The sequence below is a fragment of the Pseudomonas helleri genome (genome assembly GCF_001043025.1).
GTDB lineage: Bacteria > Pseudomonadota > Gammaproteobacteria > Pseudomonadales > Pseudomonadaceae > Aquipseudomonas > Aquipseudomonas helleri.
Window position 1 is genome coordinate 118,990 of the sequence record NZ_JYLD01000002.1, and the last position, 20,658, is coordinate 139,647.

Consider the following 20,658-nt stretch of genomic DNA (forward strand, 5'->3'; position numbering starts at 1 on the left):
AACGACCTAGGTGAAACGTCCATGCAGCCCATGCTGAATATCGCGCTGCGCGCCGCCCGCAGCGCCAGTGAATTGATTTTCCGCTCCATCGAGCGCCTGGATACCATCAAGGTTGACGAAAAAGACGCCAAGGATTACGTCTCTGAAGTCGATCGTGCTGCTGAACAGAAAATCATCGACGCCTTGCGCAAGGCTTACCCGACGCACGGCATCCTCGGTGAAGAAACCGGCCTGCACGCAGGCAGCGGCGAAGGTGCAGACTACCTCTGGATCATCGACCCACTGGATGGCACCACCAACTTCCTGCGCGGCGTTCCTCATTTCGCTGTCAGCATCGCCTGCAAATACCGTGGCCGCCTTGAGCACGCCGTTGTTCTCGACCCGGTTCGCCAAGAAGAATTCACTGCCAGCCGTGGCCGTGGCGCCCAACTGAACGGTCGCCGTCTGCGCGTAAGCGGTCGCACCAGCCTTGAAGGCGCCCTGCTGGGTACCGGCTTCCCGTTCCGCGACAACCAAATGGACAACCTGGACAACTACCTGGGCATGTTCCGCAGCCTGGTCGGCCAAACTGCAGGCATCCGCCGCGCAGGCGCTGCCAGCCTGGACCTGGCCTACGTGGCCGCTGGTCGTTTTGACGCGTTCTGGGAGTCGGGCCTGTCCGAGTGGGACATGGCAGCAGGCGCACTGCTGATCCAGGAAGCTGGCGGCCTCGTCAGCGACTTCACCGGCAGCCACGATTTCCTTGAAAAAGGCCACATCGTTGCCGGCAACACCAAGTGCTTCAAAGCTGTGCTGACTGCAATCCAGCCACACCTGCCGGCTTCGCTGAAACGCTAAGCGAACCTCGCGCACAAAAAAAGCACCTTTCGAGGTGCTTTTTTTGGTCTGCTTTAACTGTAGGAGGGGCCGGTCGACGCTCGATTGCCTCGCGATCTGTTAAACGATCAAAAGATCGCGAGGCAAGCTCGCTCCTACAGTTTTCAGCGCATCAATTCAGAATCAAGTTGCCCTGCTTATCCACGGCAATTTCATTGCCCGGCTCGTGATCCATACGCACTTTGCCTTCCTTGCCATTGAGCGTGTATCGCACGTCATAACCGACCACCTTTTCACTGATGTCGTTGACGGTGTTACAGCGCGTCTGCGTCGTGGTGTACGTGTCACGCTCCTGCATTCCTTCCTGCACCCGGTTACCGGCGTAACCACCGCCCAAGGCACCCGCCACAGTGGCAATTTTCTTGCCGCTGCCGCCGCCGACCTGATTACCCAACAGGCCACCCGCCACCGCACCAATCACACTGCCGACGATTTGGTGCTCATCCTTGACCGGCGCACGGCGTGTGACAGTCACGTCTTTACACACCTCACGCGGGGTTTTAATTTGCTGCGAGACCGGCTGAACAGCCAACACCTGAGCAGACTCAGGGCCTTTAACCAAGCTGTAAGTGGCAAAAGCGCCACCGGCAGTGACACCGACAGCCCCCAACACCGCACCTACCAGCAAAGACTTGTTCACGTGAACCTCCAGACCATCACACGTGGGAATATTCCCACATCCATCACTCCCAGCCTTGGAGCATAAAAAAAGGCGCGAGTTCAATACTCGCGCCTTTTAGGTGACCACCGGGATTAACAGAACGTTATGGACGGTCGTCGATTTCCTTCTCGCTCGCCGCTGGAGGAATCAAATCCTCGGCGCTGAGCTTGAGCCAGATCAACACTACGTTGGCGATGTAGATCGACGAGTAAGTACCCGCCATCACACCCACGAACAGGGCAATCGAGAAGCCCCACAGGTTGTCGCCACCAAAGATCAACAGAGCGGCAATGGCCAGCAAGGTCGACACCGAGGTCGCCACGGTACGCAGCAGGGTTTGCGTGGTCGAAATGTTGATGTTCTCAACCAGCGTCGCCTTGCGCAGCACCCGGAAGTTCTCACGAACCCGGTCGAATACCACGATGGTGTCGTTGAGCGAGTAACCAATAATCGCCAGCACCGCCGCCAGCACCGTCAGGTCGAAGGTGATCTGGAAGAACGACAGCACGCCCATGGTCACGATCACGTCGTGCACCAGAGAAACGATTGCACCGACCGCGAACTTCCACTGAAAGCGGAAGGCCAGGTACAGCATGATGCCGCCCAGCGCCATCAGCATGCCGAGGCCGCCCTGGTCGCGCAGCTCTTCACCGACCTGCGGGCCGACGAACTCAACGCGCTTGATGACCGCAGGGTTGGCCGAGTCGGCCTCGCCCAGCGCCGCCGCTACCTTGTTGCCCAGCAGCGGGTCATCGCCCGGCATCCGCACCAGCAGGTCGGTTGTCGCACCAAAGCTCTGTACCACGGCGTCGTGGAAGCCGGCCGTAGCCAGCTCATCACGCACCTTGGTCAGATCAGCCGGCTTCTCGTAGGTCAGCTCGATGAGCGTACCGCCGGTGAAGTCCAGACCGTAGTTCATGCCCTTGTGGAACATGCTGAACAGCGCCAGCACGGTAAGCAGCACAGTGACGCCGAACGCAACGTTGCGCACGCCCATGAAGTTGATAGTACGTAACATGGCAGCCCCTTAAATCCACAACTTCTTGAAGTCCCGACCGCCGTAGATCAGGTTGACCAATGCTCGGGTCACCATAATGGCCGTGAACATAGAGGTGAAGATACCGAGCGACATGGTGACCGCAAAGCCTTTAACCGGCCCGGTACCCATGGCGAACAGAATCCCGCCGACCAACAGGGTTGTCAGGTTGGAGTCGACAATCGCCGTGAATGCACGATTGAAGCCCTCATTGATCGCCCGCTGCGGTGTCATGCCTGTGGCCAGTTCTTCACGAATACGCGAGAAGATCAGTACGTTGGCGTCGACCGCCATACCCATAGTCAGAACGATACCGGCAATACCCGGCAGGGTCAGGGTTGCACCCAGAATCGACATCAGGGCCAGCAGCAAGACCATGTTGCCCGCCAATGCCACCGTCGCGATCACACCGAAGAAACGGTAGATGGCGATGATGAAGATCGACACAAACAGCATGCCCCACAGCGAAGCATCAACACCTTTGGCGATGTTGTCCGCACCCAGGCTCGGGCCAATGGTGCGTTCTTCAGCGAAGTACATCGGTGCAGCCAGACCACCGGCACGCAACAGCAGTGCAAGTTCCGACGCCTCACCCTGACCATTCAGACCGGTGATCCGGAACTGACTGCCCAGCGGCGACTGAATGGTCGCCAGGCTGATGATCTTTTTGTCTTCTTTGAACGATTGAACCGGTACGTCCTTCTCAACACCGTCAACCACTTGCTTGGTGTACGTCGTCACCGGGCGTTGCTCGATGAAGATAACCGCCATGCTGCGACCGACGTTGCTGCGCGTCGAACGGCTCATCAGCTCGCCACCATGACCATCAAGCTTGATGTTCACCTGTGGACGGCCGTGCTCGTCAAAGCCCGCCTGAGCGTCAGTCACCTGGTCACCCGTGATGATCAAGCTGCGCTCGATCTGGGCGGCAGGACGATTGCCCTCGCGGAATTCGAAAGTCTCGGAAGTGGCTTTCGATGCGCCCGGCTCAGCGGCCAGACGGAACTCAAGGTTGGCCGTCTTGCCCAGAATACGCTTGGCTTCGGCGGTGTCTTGTACGCCCGGCAGTTCAACCACGATGCGGTTGGCACCCTGACGCTGAACCAGAGGCTCGGCAACACCCAACTCGTTAACCCGGTTACGGACGGTTGTCAGGTTTTGCTTGATGGAGTATTCACGGATTTCCGCCAGCTTGGCCGGGGTCATCGCCAGACGCAGAACCGGCTGGCCATTGAGGTCCGCTGCCGTTACGTCGAAGTCATTGAAGTTTTTGCGGATCAGGCCGCGCGCTTGCTCACGGGTTGCTTCATCGCTGAAACCCAGCTGAATGGCACCGTTGAGTTGCGGCAGGCTGCGGTAACGCACTTTCTCTTTACGCAGCAGGCTTTTGACATCGCCTTCGTACACTTTCATGCGCGCATCAACGGCTTTGTCCATGTCCACTTCCAGCAAGAAGTGCACACCACCCGACAAGTCCAGACCCAATTTCATTGGGTGAGCACCCAGGCTACGCAGCCACTGAGGCGTTGTCTGCGCCAGGTTGAGCGCAACGACGAAGTCGTCACCCAACGCTTTACGCACAACATCCTTGGCTGGCAACTGGTCGTCTTTCTTGGCCAGACGCAGCAAACCGGTTTTGCCGTTCTGAGCCAGGGAAGCACCTTTGACAACGATACCGTCGTCGGTCAGCGCCTTGCTTGCGCGGTCCAGATCAGCTTCAGTCACCTGCAATGCCGTGCTCGCACCCGACACCTGAATGGCCGGGTCATCCGGGTACAGATTGGGAGCGGAATAAATAAAACCGATCGCCAGCACTGCCAGGATCAGTATGTATTTCCACAGAGGGTATTTGTTCAGCATCAATCACGCCGCCCGCTTAAAACGCGGGGCGCCTTGCGCGCCCCGTCGATTGTTAAAAGTTGAAACTTAGATCGCTTTCAGCGTGCCTTTAGGCAGCGTGGCTGCAACCGAGCCCTTCTGAATTTTCAGCTCTACAGTGTCAGACACTTCGATGACAACAAAAGCGTCGGAAACTTTAGTGATTTTGCCGGCGATACCGCCAGTGGTCACAATCTCATCACCTTTTTGCAGGTTACCCAACAGGGCCTTCTGCTCTTTGGCGCGCTTGGCTTGTGGACGCCAGATCATCAGATAGAAGATGACCAGGAAGCCGACCAGGAAAATCCATTCAAAGCCGCCGCCCATTGGGGCAGCAGCGGCAGGTGCTGCACCGTCCGCGAAAGCGGAAGAGATGAAAAAGCTCATTAAGCACTCCAGTTGCAATGTTGGTTCTTAGAGGTACGAAACTTAGTCCAAAGGCGGCACAGGAAGCCCGCGCTTGGCATAGAAGGCATCGACAAAGGTGGCCAATGTACCCTGTTGAATAGCCTCGCGCAAACCAGCCATCAGCACCTGATAGTGCCGCAAATTGTGGATGGTATTGAGCATGCTACCCAGCATTTCGCCGCACTTGTCCAGATGATGCAGATAAGCGCGAGAGAAGTTCTGGCAGGTATAGCAATCGCAGGTCGGATCCAGCGGCGAATCATCATGGCGATGGAACGCATTGCGGATCTTCAAAACACCCGTGTCGATAAACAGATGCCCATTGCGGGCATTGCGGGTTGGCATCACGCAATCGAACATGTCCACACCGCGGCGCACACCCTCCACCAGATCTTCTGGCTTGCCAACCCCCATAAGGTAACGAGGTTTGTCAGCAGGCATCATTGCGGGCAGGTAATCCAGCACCTTGATCATTTCGTGCTTGGGCTCGCCCACCGACAGACCGCCGATGGCCAGGCCGTCAAAGCCGATTTTGTTCAGGCCTTCGAGCGAACGCTCACGCAGGTTCTGATGCATGCCGCCCTGAACGATGCCGAACAAAGCTGCGGTGTTGTCGCCATGGGCGATTTTCGAGCGCTGCGCCCAACGTAGCGACAGCTCCATGGACACACGAGCCACGTCTTCATCGGCGGGGTACGGGGTGCATTCGTCGAAAATCATCACTACGTCAGAGCCCAGGTCACGCTGAACCTGCATCGACTCTTCCGGCCCCATGAACACCTTGGCGCCGTCAACCGGGGACGCAAAGGTCACGCCCTCTTCTTTGATCTTGCGCATGGCGCCCAGGCTGAACACCTGGAAACCACCGGAGTCAGTCAGGATCGGCCCTTGCCACTTCATGAAATCGTGCAAGTCGCCGTGCTTTTTGATCACCTCAGTGCCCGGGCGCAGCCACAGGTGGAAGGTGTTACCCAGAATCATCTGCGCGCCGATGGCTTCAATATCACGCGGCAGCATGCCCTTGACCGTGCCATAGGTGCCCACAGGCATGAAAGCCGGGGTTTCAACCACACCACGGGGGAAGGTCAGGCGACCACGACGAGCTTTGCCATCAGTGGCCAGCAGCTCGAAGGACATACGACAGTTGCTCATGCTTGATCCTCTGGGGCCGGGGCTGGAGCCGTCGGCGCGGGATTGCGGGTGATGAACATCGCATCACCGTAACTAAAGAAGCGGTACCCATGCTCAACCGCAGCCTTATAGGCCGCCATGGTTTCGGGATAACCGGCGAACGCCGAAACCAGCATCAACAGCGTGGATTCCGGCAAATGGAAGTTGGTCACCAGGGCGTCGACCACATGAAACGGGCGGCCCGGGAAGATGAAAATGTCAGTGTCGCCACTGAACGGCTTAAGCACACCGTCACGCGCCGCGCTTTCCAGCGAGCGCACACTGGTGGTGCCCACCGCAATTACCCGCCCGCCACGCGCACGGCACGCCGCCACGGCGTCAACTACATCCTGGCCGACTTCGAGCCATTCAGTGTGCATGTGATGGTCTTCAAGGCGCTCGACGCGCACCGGCTGGAACGTACCCGCGCCCACGTGCAGCGTGACAAACGCCGTTTCAACGCCCTTGGCAGCGATGGCCTGCATCAGCGGCTCATCAAAGTGCAGCCCCGCGGTCGGCGCCGCCACAGCACCCAGGCGCTGAGCGTAGACCGTTTGATAACGCTCGCGGTCGGCACCTTCGTCCGGGCGGTCGATATACGGCGGCAACGGCATATGCCCGACGCGATCAAGCAGCGGCAACACCTCATCGGTAAAGCCCAACTCAAACAACGCATCGTGGCGGGCCAGCATCTCAGCTTCGCCGCCGCCATCAATGAGGATTTTTGAGCCTGGTTTTGGCGACTTGCTGGAGCGCACATGCGCCAGCACCCGATGACTGTCGAGCACCCGCTCAACCAGAATTTCCAGCTTGCCGCCCGACGCCTTTTGGCCGAACAAACGGGCTGGAATCACCCGGGTATTGTTAAACACCATCAAATCGCCTGGGCGCAAATGCTCAAGCAAATCAGTGAATTGACGATGTGCCAGTGCGCCACTCTCCCCATCCAGGGTCAGCAGACGACTGTTACGGCGCTCCGCCAAAGGATGGCGTGCGATGAGTGAATCAGGGAGCTCGAAAGTAAAGTCAGCAACGCGCATGATAGGTTTCGTCTAGCAGGGCCGGGGAGTTTAACGGACTTAGTAAAAATAGACCAATAAGTTGTTGACCGACCTAAATGTCATCTCTATACTTCGCCGCCATTGAGCCCTGATGGCGGAATTGGTAGACGCGGCGGATTCAAAATCCGTTTTCGCAAGAAGTGGGAGTTCGAGTCTCCCTCGGGGCACCATCTTAAGAAAGACCTTGATTATCAAGGTCTTTTTTTTCGCCTGTAGAAAAGATCAAAAGATCGCGAGCAAGCTCGCTCCTACAAATTGCGGGCACCCCTCCCCCTGTAGTCGTTGACGAGCACCGCGAGGCTACGTCCGGCTGCGAAGCAGTCGTAGTTATTTCGCAGCCACGCATCCTGTAGTCGCTGCCGAGGCACGAAGGCTGCGAGCGGCTCTCCAAGATCAAAAGCTCGCGAGGCAAGCTCGCTCCTACAGATGGCACGTGCCCCACGTTTGCCCTTTTCAACCGGGAGGGTTACTCTCGCTCCGTCGCTGCCCATTCAGCGACCGGACGTCGCGGTCCGAGCATATACAGGCGCACAGGCGCCACCATTTCAATAGCTGGCGCTTTTTTGTGCCCGCTAGTCTGTTATGGCGGCTGTGTGTGGGAGACCTTCGGGTCTGCCGGGGTTCCTGTATGCCCGGTCCGCGAACCCGCACATGGCTGCCACCCTTATTCGTTTCGCGGCGAACTGTGGCAGCTCCTCACATACAGGAGTTACGCCCAATGACACGCCCTGCTTCCCCTTTAATCCATACCACCGGCGCTGCCACGTTTGGCACGTGCAATGCTCAGAATCAACGCTTGTTCAGCGTCAACCCCGGTATTTCGGGCGTTGAGGCGATGGAGCATGCTTCTCTGCTGATGAACTGCGTCAACACACTCTCGTTTCTCGGCGCCATGGACGATGGCAACGAAGCCATGCGCTGGGCTTCGCACTATCTCAGCGAGATGGCCAAGGCGGTCATTGATGATCTGACGATAGGGCTTCAGCAAGCCCAAGCAGGGGATGAGTAAGTAAGCCCGTAAGGCAGGAAGGTTTAAGCCTGCAACTCGCTTGCAGGCTTAAATAACGAGAAGAATTCAACCTGAAACTCACTGCCGGGTTGGGTGTGCTGTACAGGCAACGATGACGTATAAACAACATTTGAAGTAAACAACCCGACACCCAGGCAGCGCGTGCATGCCTGGATTGCCGTGCACCTCCCTCTGCTCTTTACAGGCTGAACCCTTTTAAGGCTTCAAACGCAATATTGTCGTCCAGCTGACCTCCAGGCGCCCCGCCTACACCAATAGCCCCCACGATGGCGTCGTTATGTTTAATCAATACACCGCCGCGCAGAAAAATAATATTGTCCTGGCCATTACTTAGCGTCGAAAGTACAAACTTATTCATATAAGTTGGATCACCTTTATGAATAGTGGCGATAAGATCACTTGTGTTCTCTTTAGCAGCGAAAGCGGTAAAAGCTTTTTTAAAGGAGGTCTTGGGAGTGTGCGGTAACGCTTGGTCAGCACGCACGGTGGCCAAAATAACGCCGTTGGCATCGACTACTGTTACCGCCACGTTATAGCCCTGTTTCAAACCAATACTCACTGCACTTTGCGCCAAAGAGGTTGCCTGAGTCGACGTGATTGCCTTGTCAGCGGCAAAAGCCTGCCCAGACAACGTCAGAAACAAAAGAGTTGTAACTCCGATTTTCTTAAACATAGGTTTATATCTCTCTTGGGTAGTGTTGCGTTTAGAAAACAGGTCGGCAGAGAGAATTGCTATATTTACGAACCGTTAGCAAACCGGAAGTATTACAGAACTTATCATTACTTATTGACTTTGCGAAACCAACGATTCCAGCGATGGCAACCTGACTAATAAGTTGCGTATCAATCAACTACTTATAAAAAACATCCCATCAACAGCGATATAACATTTAGCCACAACTTCCCGACAATTCACGTTCAGTCAATACTTGCCTCTCCCGGCCCCATTGGAAAAACAGGCCGGGTTCTCTTATGATCGTCGCCGCCCTGGAACACTCAAACGCTGATCAAGGACCCCGCCCCATGGAACGCCCGCTGGAGACCGTCGCCCTTTTCTCGCTCAAACTCGCCTACGAAGCTGAGGGCCAAAGCCCGATTCTGCGCGACGACATGGTCATGGGTGACTATCAGCGCGACGTCTTTGCCTTTCTGGTGCGCAAGGGCGACCTGGAAGCAATCAAGGCCAAAATCGATGAGTGCATCGACCTGGCCATGGACGCCATCGGTGGTGCGGACTCGCCCATGGGTCGCGAATTGCAGAAGCTGGCGCTTGGGGTCCAACAGGCGCACAGCCTTGAGCAACTGAACGCGCCGCTGCTGACCCTCAAGGATTATTTGCAAGACATCCTGTGATTACTGGTCTTTGAAGGTTTCGATATAGGCCAGCAGGTTGGCGATTTTCTCCGGGTCGCTGATGCCCCAGAAAATCATGCGCGTGCCCTTCACCACTTTTTTCGGGGCTTCGATGTACGCCGCGAGTGTCTGGGGGGTCCAGACCACGCCTGAATTTTTCATCGCTTCCGAAAACTGGTAACCCGGCAAACTCCCGGCCTGGCGCCCGATCACACCATTTAAATGCGGCCCAAAACCGCTGCGGGCGTTTTCCCCGATGCTGTGGCACCCGCCGCAGGTCTTGGTGAATAACTTGCCACCCGCCTCTGCATCGCCCGCCGCCGCAGCCCCCAGGCTAAACAGTCCGGCATTCAGGGTCACAAGCAAGGTCAGCAAGGCTCGGTACGTCATCGATAACTCCACATCAGGTCGAGGTGTTCAGGCTGGCGCCACTATAGCCCAGGCCTAAAACCCGTCACGAGACCCAGATCATATGTTTCGCTCGGCGGTGATTGCAGTTGCCATCATATCGCCGCTAGACTTGAGAACGATTCGCACTCACCTTCTGGAAAACCGACCGGTGCAACCTCTCTCGACTCGCAAACTGGGCTTTTTTTTCAGCGATCATCACCGTTGGTTGCTGCAGCATATTCGTCGGCGCGTGCGTAACCCTGCGGATGCCGAAGACACGGCAGCCGACACGTTTTGCCAAATGCTCGCCGCACGGGTCGACCCGGACAGCATCGAGCAGCCGCGGGCTTATTTATCGACGATTGCGCGACGTTTGATTTTCGATCGGCACCGGCGCGGCAAACTGGAAAGTGCCTATCTGGAACGCCTGGCCTTGCTCCCGGAAACCGTGGTGCCCTCCCCCGAAGAACAGTTGCAGTTGATTGAGGCGCTGGTGGCCATCGACCGGGCCATCGATGGCTTACCGCTGGTGGTCAAGGCCACCTTTTTGTACAGCCAGCTGGACGGCCTGAGCTATGTGGCGATTGCGCAAAAACTCGGCTTGTCGGAACGCACCGTCAGCCGCTACATGAAACAGGCATTGCGCCAGTGTTATCTGTGCGAGGCAGCCCTATGAGCGAGTTACGCCTGGACCCGGTCAGCGAACAGAGCATTGACTGGATGGTGAAGCTGCGCGCTGACACTCCCGACGCCGCCCTGCTGGAGCGTTTCAACGCATGGCTAGCCGCAGACCCGGCACATGTGCACGCGTGGGACACCCTGCAAAAACGCCTCGGTGGCTCGTTCAATACCGTTCGCGCGCTGGACCGGCGCCTGCCCGGCCAGGCGGGTGAGGCACGGTTAGTGCTGCTGCAACCGAGCACCACTCGGCGGGACGCTTTGCGCACGCTGGCCGGTTTGGGCTTGCTCGGCGGTGGGTTGTGGTTGGGTGCCAGTAGCCCGTTGGGTGAGTCGTTGCTGGCCGACCTGTCGACCGGAGTGGGTGAGCGTAATGACTTTAACCTGGCCGATGGCAGCCGCCTTAGCCTCAATGCCAACAGCGCGGTTGACCTGCATTTCAACAGCCAGCAACGGCTGGTGATTTTACGCCGTGGCGAGTTAGTGATTCAGGTAGCGCCCGATGCGCGTCGTCCGCTTCGCGTGCGCACCGCCGAGGGCGAGATTCAGGCCTTGGGCACGCGTTTTCTGGTCTCGCAAGAATCAGCGGCCAGCCGCGTCGTGGTCCTTGAGCATGCGGTTGAAACCCGGTTGTTCAACGGCACCACCCTGGCCCTGCAAGAAGGTCAGTCTGCCCTGCTCTACCCCCGGCAGATCGTTCCGCAAGCGGGCGACCAGCATTACCGCGCCGAGTGGTTGAACGGTCGGCTGAACGTGCTGGATGACTCCCTGGCGCAGGTGGTCGATGCGCTGCGCCCTTACACCCGCGGGCTGGTGCGTGTCGCCCCTGAAGTGCGCGGCCTGCGTGTACAAGGCGTGTACCCGCTGAATGACCCCGACCGGGCCTACACCGCTTTGGCCGAAACCTTGCCCATTCGCGTGGACCGCTATAGCCCGTGGCTGACGTTGATCCGGCCGGCCTGAGCCACGGCGCAAAAAATATTTTTGATAATTGCTCGCATCCGTGTCCGGTTTTTAATTCTCAGCCCACCTATCTCCTGAGACTTCCACACGATCAGGAGAATGCTGTGCTCAACCCGTGGCCCCACACCCGTTACGCCGCTGTAGCCCTTGCCGCCCTGGCCAACCCTGCCTGGGTGCAAGCCCAAGAGGTCAATTTCAATGTGCCTGCCGGTCCGCTGGCCACGACGTTGAACGCCATCGCCAGCCAAAGCGGGCACATCGTTTCGCTGGAGCCGGGGCTGGTACAGGGCAAACAGGCACCTGCGGTGATCGGCCAGATGTCGCCAGAGCACGCCATGGAAGTAGCCCTGCGCGGCAGCGGCCTGCAATTGCGCATCACCGCGCAAGGCAGCTTCAGCGTCGAACCGGCACCACACGATGCGCAGGCATTGCAACTGGGCGTCACCAGCATTACCGAGCGCAGCCTGGATGCCACCACTGAAGGTTCAGGCTCCTACAGCGCGCGTGCCGTGACCATCGGCAAGGGCGCGCACAGCCTCAAGGAAACCCCGCAGTCCATCACCGTCATGACCCGCAAAATGCTCGATGACCAGAACCTCAACACTATCGAGCAGGTGATGGAAAAAACCCCGGGCATCACCGTGTACGACTCGCCCATGAGCGGCAAGTACTTCTACTCCCGTGGCTTTCGCATGACCGGCCAATACCAGTACGACGGCGTGCCGTTGGACATTGGCAGCAGCTACGTGCAGGCCGACAGCTTCAACAGCGACATGGCGATCTACGACCGGGTAGAAGTGCTGCGCGGCGCCGCCGGGATGATGAAAGGCGCGGGCGGCACCTCGGGCGGGGTGAACTTTGTGCGCAAGCGCGGCGAATACACCCCGCACACCCAACTGTCGCTGTCAGCCGGAACATGGGACAACTACCGCGGGCAGATCGACACGGGCGGCCCGCTGAACGACACCGGCAGCGTGCGCGGCCGGGCGGTGATCACCGAGCAAACGCGCCAGTACTTTTACGACGTCGGGCAGCGCAAAGACCAAATCTACTACGGTGCGCTGGATGTCGACCTGAGCCCCGACACCACGCTGGGCATCGGCCTGGCTTATGAAGACGTCGACGCCACCCCCTGCTGGGGCGGCTTGCCGCGCTATGCCGATGGCAGTGACCTGAAGCTCAAGCGCTCCACGTGCCTGAATCCGGCGTGGAACCATCAGCGCAGCAAACGCACCACCTGGTTTGGCGATTTAAAGCATCAACTCAATGACGATTGGGCCGTGAAGGTTGCCGGGGTCTACTCCAAAAACACCCAGGACATGGAATACGCCTTCCCCAGCGGCTCGGTACCGGTGGGTGCCACCCAATCGAACACACTGGTCATTGGCAGCACCTATGACTATGACCAGGTCGACTACGGTTTTGATGCCTACCTTAATGGCACCTTCGATGCCTTTGGCCAGCAGCACGAACTCACGGTCGGGGCCAATGCCAGTCGCTCCCGAAAGGATGACTTCTTCGCCGTGGCGGTGCTCCCGGATCGGCAAGATGTGTTCAACCCCAACCACCACCTACCGCAGCCCGACGACAGCTACTACCTGGCCAATGCCACCCGTGGCGGCCCGATGGACATGCGCATCAAGCAGTACGGCGCCTACTCCATCGCCCGCCTGAAACTGGCCGAACCGCTGACATTAGTATTGGGCAGCCGGGTGAGCTGGTATTCCTCCAACAGCGACTCCGTGTCGTACTGGCGCGGTGAAGGCACCCCGGTGCATACCCAAGCCAAAGAAACCGGGCAAGTCACCCCGTTTGCCGCCGTGTTGTTCGACCTCAATGACAACCTGACCGCCTACGCCAGCTACACCGACATTTTCACCCCGCAAGGCAACTACAGAACCCTGAGCGGCGCCACGCTCAAGCCACTGGTTGGCCAGAGTTACGAAGTGGGCATCAAGGGCGAATGGTTTGACGGGCGTCTGAACAGTGCCTTTAACCTGTTCCGTACGATTCAAAAAGATGCCGCCCAAGATGATCCGCTGTGCCCCGACAGCAGTTGCTCGCAAAACTCCGGCAAAGTGCGTGCTCAAGGCTTTGAAGCCGAAGTGAGCGGCGAAGTCATTGATCGCCTGCAACTGCTGGCCGGCTACACCTACACCCAGACCAAAGTGCTGGAGGACGCCGACGCTGCGCAAAATGGCGTGCCCTATAACTCTTACGTGCCGCGCCACTTGCTGCGGGTGTGGGCCGACTACGGCCTGAGCGGCGCGCTGGACCGCGTCAGCGTAGGCGCCGGGGTCAATGCCCAGAGCAGCAACTATCGCGTCTCGCCCATCAGCGGCAATGACATGACCCAGTCAGGCTACGCCGTGTGGAACGGCCGCGTGAGCTACCGCATCGACGACACCTGGTCGTTGGCACTGAACGGCAACAACCTGTTCGACAAGCGTTACTACGTGACTGTCGGCACCGAAGGCTTCGGCAACTTCTATGGCGAACCGCGCAATTTCGTCATGTCACTCAAAGCTGATTTCTGATCTCTGTAGGAGCGAGCTTGCCTCGCGATCTTTTGATCTTTCAAAAAGATCGCGAGACACGCGCACATCGCGTCAGCCAGCAAAACCACCCGCGGCGAGGAACGTGCGTTCCTCCTCGGTCGAGACACGCCCCAAGGCATCATTGCGATGGGGAAAACGCCCGAAGCGCTCAATGATATCGGCGTGTTCCTTGGCCCAACGGATGTATTGGGGGTTGAGTTTTTCATGCAGTTCCAATGACAGGCGCTGGTCATCGGCGTCTTCGGAATGCTCAAACGGCAAGTAACAGAACCCGCGCAACGCCGTTTCGATCTGTTGATCCAGCTGCGCCTCAATCACCTTGCGGGCATAAAAACGCGCCAGCGGGTCGGTGGCGAACATGTGCGCGGTGCCACGGAAGGCATTGCGCGGATATTGGTCCAGCAACAGCAGCAACGCCAGCGCGCCTTCTGGCTGTGCGGCCCAAGCCTCAAGCTCGCGCCTGGCGGCCTGAAAATGCGCGGTGTAGAAGGTCTCACGAAAGCGCTTGTCGAAGGCCTCGTCCTTGGCAAACCAATGCGTGGGGCCGGCCTGCTTCCAGAATTCAACCACCGCGTGCGGTGTGGTGTCAGTCGTCACGTTGCGTTCCTCCCTAAGGTTGTTGAAGGAGCTTAGACGCTTTTAATGCAGCACTTGCTCAGCCAGCAACACCACGGCAATCACGATCATGATCGCGCCCGACACCCGGCTGACGTTTTGCGCCGCGCTGGGGCGGGTCTGCAACACGGCTTTGGCACCGAAGCCGACCATCAGGTACACCACGCCACAGCTGAACGCGTGCAGTGCGCCCAAGGCGACAATTTGCGCCGGGATCGGCCACACGGACAGTGGGTCGGTGAATTGCGGCAACAACGCTAAAAACAGCAGAAACACCTTGGGGTTCAAGCCGCTGACACACAGCCCCTTCCAGGCCCAGCGCAACCCGGAATCAGCCACTTGCACGCTGCCTGACTCGGGCGTCGAGGGGTGACGAATCATGCTGATCCCCAACCAGAGCAGATACCCGGAACCGGCAATGGTCATGGCCCGCAAGATCATCGGGTGACTCGCCACCAACCCGCCAACCCCGGCCGCGACCACCACCGTCGCCAGCAAATGCCCCGAGAGCAAACCCGCCACCGCAGGGGTCACCAGACGCCCGCGCATACCCGCAGAAATCGCGTACGCCCAATCTGCGCCGGGGGTAATGATGAACAGAAAAGACACCGCCCAAAAAGCGGCCAATACGCTGAGAGTCACAGGGTTCTACCTTCTACAGTGAGCCGGAGGGGTGTGCACCACGCGGTTTTGAAGCGTGGGCAGCCCGTAGAAGAATAGGGAAATGCTGATAGGATTATCTTTCGTTTATCCCCCTAGAGCGCTATCAACCTAGAAGGTTCTTCCACGTGGATCGAATTGACCGCAAGATTCTCGCTGAGCTGCACGCCGATGGCCGCTTGTCCCTCACTGAACTCGCAGAACGCGTGGGCCTCAGCCTTTCGCCGTGCCATCGACGGGTGCGGGCGTTGGAGGAATCAGGGGTGATCCTGGGCTATCGCGCTCTGCTGGCGCCCAAGGAACTGGGCTTGAGCTTTTCTGCGATCGTGTTCGTGACCCTGCGCGAAGTCACTCGCCAGGCGATTGCCGACTTTGAGGCGGCGTTGCCACAGATCCCGCAGATCATCGAAGCGCAGCGCCTGTTTGGCGACCCGGACTACCTGCTGCAAGTCATCACCAAAGACTTGCCGGCCTTTCAACGCCTTTACGACGAGCACCTCACCTCGCTGCCCAACGTGCAGCGGCTGGTGTCGACGCTGGTGATGAAGAACGTCATCAATGACCGGGTGCTACCGCTGTAAGCCGGGCATCAAGCCCTGCGCCAGCGCATCCAGCAGCACCTTGATCTTGGGTAGCGCGTCACGGTTTTTGGGCCACACCAGATGTATCGCCAGCCCCTCGCTCGCCAAGTGCGGAAGCACTTCGACCAGGCTGCCCTCGGCCAGTTGTTGCTTGATCAGCCAGGTGGGCAACTGCGCGATCCCGCAACCGGCCATGACCGTGATGACCTGCGCCTCGCCATCACCGACGATGTACTGCGCTGACATCACCCGGCGCTCCATGGCGGCGCCCTGCTTGCCCACAAAGCGCCAAGGGCTGACGGTGCCGTCTGCGCGACCGTAAGCCACGCACACGTGATGCTCCAGATCGCGCTCGGTCACGGGCTCGCCGTGTTGTTTGAGGTAAGCAGGCGAAGCGCAGAACACATGCCGCTCGCTGCCCAGATAACGGTGCCCCCACGCCGCCGGCCAGATGTCCGGGCCGCCTACGCGCACGACCACGTCGACGTCTTCTTCCACCGGGTCAATAAACCGGTCAGAAAACGACAGGTGTGGCTGCAACTGCGGGTACTGCTGCACACACGCCAACACCACCGGCAACGCCTGCAAGCGCCCAAAAGCGGCGGGCAGGTCAATGCGAATACGCCCGCGCGGCTGCGCTGAGTCGGCGTGCAGCGTCAGTTCGGCTTCTTCCAGATCCGCCAGCACGGCCGTGCACGTGCGATAAAACGCCGTGCCCGCATCGGTCAGGGCCAGGCGCCGGGTGGTGCGATTGAACAGCCGCACCTGCAAGCGGCTTTCCAGCCGTGCGATGCCTTTGCTGACCGCAGACGCGGTGAGGTTCATGCGCTCGGCCGCCGCCTTGAAACTGCCCGAGTCAGTGACGCAGACAAACACATCGATACCCTTCAAGCGCTCGGAAGAAAACATGACGGCCTCTTATTGATGAACTCAGTTCACTTAATTCGGTAAAAGGTATCGTAAATACGTCCCCATTTCCCCAGTAAGCTCAGCGCCACGACTTTACTCACCCCACAGGCGCTTTTATGACCTCGCAAAAACCCACCATTTTAATCACCGGCGCCACGGGCCAGATCGGCGGTGACACGCTGCGCCTGTTGCAGGACGACGACAGCATCACCTTGGTCGCGGCAGTGCGCTCAACCGCCAAAGCCCAACCGTTCGAGGCGCAAGGCATCCGCAGCGTGATCATGGACTTCGATAAAGAAGAAACCCTGGCGCCCGCCTTACAGGGCATCGACCGGGTCTTGCTGGTGACCGGCTACACCGTCGACATGCTGCGCCAGAGCAAAGTGTTTGTGGACCAGGCGAAAAAAGCCGGGGTGCAGCACATCGTGCATTTGGGCGCCTGCGGCCGTGACGACGCCAGCATCGGGCATTGGGCCTGGCACCAGTTGGTGGAGCGGTACATTGAGTGGTCGGGCTGTTCGTTCACCCACTTGCGCCCTGAGTGCTTTATGCAAAACCTGCTGAGCTATGACGGGACTCAAGCGGTGAAATCCGGGGTGATTGAGCAGTACACCGGCGATACGCCGTTCAGTTGGGTCGATGGCGAAGACGTTGCCCGCGTGGCCGCACAAGCGCTGTTGCACCCGGACACACACGCTGGCCAAACCTATCGCTTGGGTTACGACGTGCAATCGTACGGTGACGTGGCCAACATCATGACGCGGGTATTGGGCCAGCCGTTTCGCTACGACGCTCAGCCACCCGAAGTGTTCCTGGAAAACATGCGCGCAGCCGGTGCCGAAATGGCGTACATGAGTTGCGTGTATGACAACTTTAAACGCATGGCCGCCAACAGCATCCCGGGTGCCCAGGACACGTTTGACAACTTCACGGCCATTACCGGCCGCCAGCCGGTGCGCTGGGAAGAATTTGTGCAAAAGCACCGCAGTGCTTTTGCGTATTGATCCTGTACGGCACAAAAACTGCTCAAGGGTGGGAGCGGGCTTGCTCGCGATGGGCTTCAGAACGCCCCGTCTGTTCGGCAAATACGCGTCATCGTTAACGACCATCGCGAGCAAGCCCGCTCCCACAGAGTGAACTGTATTGTGTGTAGGAGCAGGGTTATGTCAGCTCAGCTGTTGACGCATCGCCAGTTCAACACCGCGTATTTCCGCCAGCCCTTTGAGGCGGCCGATCAAGGAGTAACCGGGGTTGCTCTTGCGGTGCTGGTCGTCCAGTAGCTGGTGGCCGTGGTCCGGGCGCAGTGGCAGGCGCGGGCCGCCGTCGCGCTCACGGCGCAGTTCTTCTTCAACCAGCGCGCCGATCACGCCAACCATGTCGACGTCGCCGCCCAAATGGTGGGCTTCGTGGAAGCTGCGCGGGTCAGCCTCGCGGCGGGTTGAGCGCAGGTGGGTGAAGTAAATGAACGGCGCAAATTGCTTGGCCATGGCCACCAGGTCGTTGTCTTCGCGCACACCATAAGAGCCGGTGCAGAAGGTCAACCCATTGGCCGGGCTTGGCGCCGCGTCGAGCAACCATTGCGCGTCCTGGGCCGTCGAGAGAATGCGCGGCAAGCCGAGCAGCGCCCGCGGTGGATCGTCCGGGTGGATGGCCATGCGCACGCCCACTTCTTCAGCCACCGGGATCACTGCCCGCAAGAAGTGCCCCAAATGCTCGCGCAGTTTGGCTTCATCGATGTCGTCATAGGTGCGCAGCAACGCTCGAAAACTGTCCAGCGTGTAGTGCTCTTCTGCCCCCGGCAGCCCGGCGATCAGGGTGTTGACCAAGGCCTCGCTGCGCGCCGGTGTCAGCGCGTCGAAGTAGGCTTTGGCCTGTTGAATATCGTCGGCGCTGTACTCGGCCTGCGCGTCCGGACGCTGAAGAATGAACAGGTCGAAAGCGGCAAAGGCGGTCTGATCAAAACGCAGCGCCCAACCGCCGTCTTCCAGCTCCCAGGCCAGGTCTGTGCGGGTCCAGTCCAATACCGGCATAAAGTTGTAGCAGACGATATCGATGCCGCAGGCCGCCAGGTTGCGCACGCTTTGCTGGTAGTTGGCGATGTATTCGTCACGGCGCCCGCAACCGCGCTTGATGTCTTCGTGCACCGGAATGCTCTCGACCACCGACCAGGTTAAACCGGCGTCTTCGATCATTTTTTTACGCGCTGCAATGGCTTCCACCGGCCACACTTGGCCGTTAGGAATTTCATGCAGGGCGGTGACAATGCCGGTCGCACCGGTCTGTCGCACATCGGCCAGTGAGATAGGGTCTTTGGGGCCGAACCAACGCCATGTCTGTTCCATGTGTGTCTCCCTTGTTATTCGTTGTGTGCTGCAAAAGTTTTTAAATGGTTAGGCATACCGGTGTGTTCCAGGGCGTTGTAAGCCCGCTGTACGGTCTCGCGAAAAGCGCCTCGCGAAGACAGCTCGACCGGGAAGACTTGCTCCAGATCGAGAAAAGCATCGACCCGCGCCGCGCCGTCAAAACGCCCGGCCAGATCGGCGAACGTGGCGCTCAACGGGTCGTCAACACTGTGCATCACGCCGCCCGCCACAGGCTGCGTGCAGTAGTGAATCCAGGCCGCGACGCCGAGGGCGATGCAGTCGATGGGCTGCCCTGCATCGAGCAACTGCCGGGCGCCTTGCAACCACCGTTGCGGCAGCTTTTGCGAACCGTCCATGGCGATCTGCCGCAGGCGATGTTGCAGGCTGTCGTTGGCAAAGCGTGCGCACAAATCGCGGGCATAACCCGACACATCAATGCCGATGGGCATGTCCAGAGTCGGCGCCGCTTCTTCATTCATGTAACGGCGGATAAAGCGCAGCAGATCCGGGTCACTGATGGCCTCGAACACCGACTCATGCCCCGCCAGCAGCCCGATGTAAGCCATCAACGAATGGCTGCCGTTGAGCATGCGCAGCTTCATGGTTTCGAAAGGCCGCACGTCGGCCACCATTTGCACGCCCTCGACCTCCCAGTCCGGGCGCCCTTGGGGGAAGTGATCCTCGACCACCCACTGGCTGAAGCGTTCACACACCACTGCCGCCGGGTCATGGCAATCCAGTTCTTGCGCCAACCGGGTGAAGGCCTGGGCGTCCATGGCGGGCACGATGCGATCGACCATGCAGCCCGGAAACGCCACCTGCTGATCAATCCACTGCGCCAGCTCACGGTTGTGTGCAGCCGCCAGACCGCTCACGGCCTGGCGGGTGCGCTGGCCGTTGTCGGGCATGTTGTCGCAACACAATACGGTGAATGCCGGGACGCCTGCTTCGTACCGTCGGCGCAGGGCTTCGAGCACAATCCCCGGCGCAGTGCGCGGCGTTTGCGGATGTTCAAGGTCATGAATAATCGCAGGATTTTGCAACTGCAACTGCCCGCTGGCCGGGCTCAGGTAATAGCCCTTTTCGGTCACGGTGAGCGTGACGATCCGGGTGTTCGGATCGGCCATGCGCTGCAACAGTTGCTCCAGTTCCTGCCCGCCATCCCCGACAAACAGCGCCTCACGCACCACCGTGATGTCGCGCAAGGTCACCTGTTCGCGGTCTTGATACTCCGCCACCGCATAGCGGTTGTGCTGCTCGCTCAATTGTTCAACCAGCGCCCGGTTGGAACGCAGGTTGGCACTGCACACGCCCCAGTCGCTGTGACCGTGGCGATTGAGATGACGCTGCACATACACCGCCTGATGAGCGCGGTGAAACGCTCCCAGGCCCAAATGCACAATCCCGACTTCGGCCTCGGCCGCGACCGAAGGCACATGCTGAACAACAGGCATCGCGACTCTCCTCG

General features: G+C 59.1%; 21 protein-coding genes and 1 tRNA gene. 9 read left to right on the forward strand and 13 right to left on the reverse strand.

Going from position 1 to position 20,658, the window contains the following annotated elements; all coding sequences use genetic code 11:
- The first annotated feature begins 21 nt into the window (after window positions 1–21).
- On the forward strand, window positions 22–837 hold the full coding sequence (gene suhB / locus TU84_RS03225; RefSeq protein WP_047273836.1) for a type III secretion system regulator SuhB: 816 nt from the start codon (window positions 22–24) through the stop codon (window positions 835–837).
- A 151-nt stretch (window positions 838–988) separates the two neighbouring features.
- Here suhB and TU84_RS03230 read toward each other — a convergent pair whose 3' ends face one another.
- The 6 genes from TU84_RS03230 to queA form a co-directional block, all read right to left on the reverse strand.
- Entirely contained in the window at window positions 989–1,516 is a 528-nt protein-coding gene (locus TU84_RS03230) for a glycine zipper 2TM domain-containing protein (RefSeq protein WP_048367100.1), read from the reverse strand.
- Window positions 1,517–1,640: 124 nt separating this feature from the next.
- Complete coding sequence (gene secF / locus TU84_RS03235) at window positions 1,641–2,555, reverse strand: protein translocase subunit SecF (RefSeq protein ID WP_048367102.1); 915 nt, start codon at window positions 2,553–2,555, stop codon at window positions 1,641–1,643.
- 9 nt (window positions 2,556–2,564) lie between these two features.
- A complete protein-coding gene (gene secD / locus TU84_RS03240) occupies window positions 2,565–4,433 on the reverse strand; it encodes a protein translocase subunit SecD (RefSeq protein ID WP_048367103.1) in 1,869 nt (622 codons plus the stop codon).
- Window positions 4,434–4,499: 66 nt separating this feature from the next.
- Window positions 4,500–4,838, reverse strand: coding sequence for a preprotein translocase subunit YajC (yajC, locus tag TU84_RS03245; protein WP_048367104.1), 339 nt, complete (start codon window positions 4,836–4,838; stop codon window positions 4,500–4,502).
- 42 nt (window positions 4,839–4,880) lie between these two features.
- Entirely contained in the window at window positions 4,881–5,996 is a 1,116-nt protein-coding gene (gene tgt / locus TU84_RS03250) for a tRNA guanosine(34) transglycosylase Tgt (protein ID WP_082148614.1), read from the reverse strand.
- Between the two features lie 11 nt (window positions 5,997–6,007).
- Window positions 6,008–7,069, reverse strand: a complete 1,062-nt coding sequence (gene queA / locus TU84_RS03255) for a tRNA preQ1(34) S-adenosylmethionine ribosyltransferase-isomerase QueA (protein ID WP_048367107.1) — start codon at window positions 7,067–7,069, stop codon at window positions 6,008–6,010.
- A gap of 106 nt (window positions 7,070–7,175) precedes the next feature.
- Between queA and TU84_RS03260 the strand changes: the two genes are divergently transcribed.
- Both TU84_RS03260 and TU84_RS03265 read left to right on the forward strand, forming a co-directional pair.
- Window positions 7,176–7,260 (forward strand) — tRNA-Leu (locus TU84_RS03260).
- A gap of 548 nt (window positions 7,261–7,808) precedes the next feature.
- Window positions 7,809–8,099: a DUF3077 domain-containing protein gene (locus TU84_RS03265; RefSeq protein WP_048367108.1), complete on the forward strand. Its 291-nt coding sequence runs from the start codon at window positions 7,809–7,811 to the stop codon at window positions 8,097–8,099.
- Window positions 8,100–8,298: 199 nt separating this feature from the next.
- Here TU84_RS03265 and TU84_RS03270 read toward each other — a convergent pair whose 3' ends face one another.
- The gene (locus TU84_RS03270) at window positions 8,299–8,793 is read right to left on the reverse strand and encodes a GlcG/HbpS family heme-binding protein (RefSeq protein WP_048367110.1); all 495 of its coding nucleotides are present in this window, start codon (window positions 8,791–8,793) and stop codon (window positions 8,299–8,301) included.
- 350 nt (window positions 8,794–9,143) lie between these two features.
- Here TU84_RS03270 and TU84_RS03275 point away from each other — a divergent pair, with 350 nt between their 5' ends.
- Window positions 9,144–9,473 (forward strand): hypothetical protein, encoded by a 330-nt coding sequence (locus tag TU84_RS03275; RefSeq protein ID WP_048367111.1) that lies wholly within the window; start codon window positions 9,144–9,146, stop codon window positions 9,471–9,473.
- On the opposite strand, the gene TU84_RS03280 is transcribed toward TU84_RS03275, so the two are convergent.
- Complete coding sequence (locus TU84_RS03280) at window positions 9,474–9,863, reverse strand: c-type cytochrome (protein ID WP_048367113.1); 390 nt, start codon at window positions 9,861–9,863, stop codon at window positions 9,474–9,476.
- Between the two features lie 169 nt (window positions 9,864–10,032).
- On the opposite strand from TU84_RS03280, the gene TU84_RS03285 reads away from it, so the two are divergent.
- The 3 genes from TU84_RS03285 (at window position 10,033) to TU84_RS03295 (ending at window position 14,041) form a co-directional block, all read left to right on the forward strand.
- Window positions 10,033–10,539, forward strand: coding sequence for a sigma-70 family RNA polymerase sigma factor (locus TU84_RS03285; RefSeq protein ID WP_048367786.1), 507 nt, complete (start codon window positions 10,033–10,035; stop codon window positions 10,537–10,539).
- On the forward strand, window positions 10,536–11,504 hold the full coding sequence (locus tag TU84_RS03290) for a FecR family protein (RefSeq protein ID WP_048367114.1): 969 nt from the start codon (window positions 10,536–10,538) through the stop codon (window positions 11,502–11,504). The genes TU84_RS03285 and TU84_RS03290 overlap by 4 nt, the downstream gene beginning before the upstream one ends.
- 104 nt (window positions 11,505–11,608) lie before the next feature.
- Window positions 11,609–14,041, forward strand: coding sequence for a TonB-dependent siderophore receptor (locus TU84_RS03295; RefSeq protein WP_048367115.1), 2,433 nt, complete (start codon window positions 11,609–11,611; stop codon window positions 14,039–14,041).
- A gap of 72 nt (window positions 14,042–14,113) precedes the next feature.
- Here TU84_RS03295 and TU84_RS03300 read toward each other — a convergent pair whose 3' ends face one another.
- Both TU84_RS03300 and TU84_RS03305 read right to left on the reverse strand, forming a co-directional pair.
- A complete protein-coding gene (locus TU84_RS03300) occupies window positions 14,114–14,659 on the reverse strand; it encodes a DUF924 family protein (protein ID WP_048367117.1) in 546 nt (181 codons plus the stop codon).
- Window positions 14,660–14,701: 42 nt separating this feature from the next.
- Window positions 14,702–15,319 (reverse strand): LysE family translocator, encoded by a 618-nt coding sequence (locus TU84_RS03305; RefSeq protein ID WP_048367118.1) that lies wholly within the window; start codon window positions 15,317–15,319, stop codon window positions 14,702–14,704.
- Window positions 15,320–15,465: 146 nt separating this feature from the next.
- Between TU84_RS03305 and TU84_RS03310 the strand changes: the two genes are divergently transcribed.
- Window positions 15,466–15,918: an Lrp/AsnC family transcriptional regulator gene (locus tag TU84_RS03310; RefSeq protein WP_048367120.1), complete on the forward strand. Its 453-nt coding sequence runs from the start codon at window positions 15,466–15,468 to the stop codon at window positions 15,916–15,918.
- On the opposite strand, the gene TU84_RS03315 is transcribed toward TU84_RS03310, so the two are convergent.
- Complete coding sequence (locus TU84_RS03315) at window positions 15,907–16,827, reverse strand: LysR family transcriptional regulator (RefSeq protein WP_048367122.1); 921 nt, start codon at window positions 16,825–16,827, stop codon at window positions 15,907–15,909. The genes TU84_RS03310 and TU84_RS03315 overlap by 12 nt on opposite strands.
- Before the next feature lie 116 nt (window positions 16,828–16,943).
- Here TU84_RS03315 and TU84_RS03320 point away from each other — a divergent pair, with 116 nt between their 5' ends.
- On the forward strand, window positions 16,944–17,831 hold the full coding sequence (locus TU84_RS03320) for an SDR family oxidoreductase (RefSeq protein ID WP_048367123.1): 888 nt from the start codon (window positions 16,944–16,946) through the stop codon (window positions 17,829–17,831).
- 162 nt (window positions 17,832–17,993) lie between these two features.
- Here the strand turns inward: TU84_RS03320 and uxuA are convergent, their stop codons facing one another.
- Both uxuA and TU84_RS03330 read right to left on the reverse strand, forming a co-directional pair.
- Window positions 17,994–19,169: a mannonate dehydratase gene (gene uxuA / locus TU84_RS03325; RefSeq protein WP_048367124.1), complete on the reverse strand. Its 1,176-nt coding sequence runs from the start codon at window positions 19,167–19,169 to the stop codon at window positions 17,994–17,996.
- 14 nt (window positions 19,170–19,183) lie between these two features.
- Window positions 19,184–20,644: a mannitol dehydrogenase family protein gene (locus tag TU84_RS03330; RefSeq protein ID WP_048367125.1), complete on the reverse strand. Its 1,461-nt coding sequence runs from the start codon at window positions 20,642–20,644 to the stop codon at window positions 19,184–19,186.
- Window positions 20,645–20,658 lie beyond the last annotated feature (14 nt).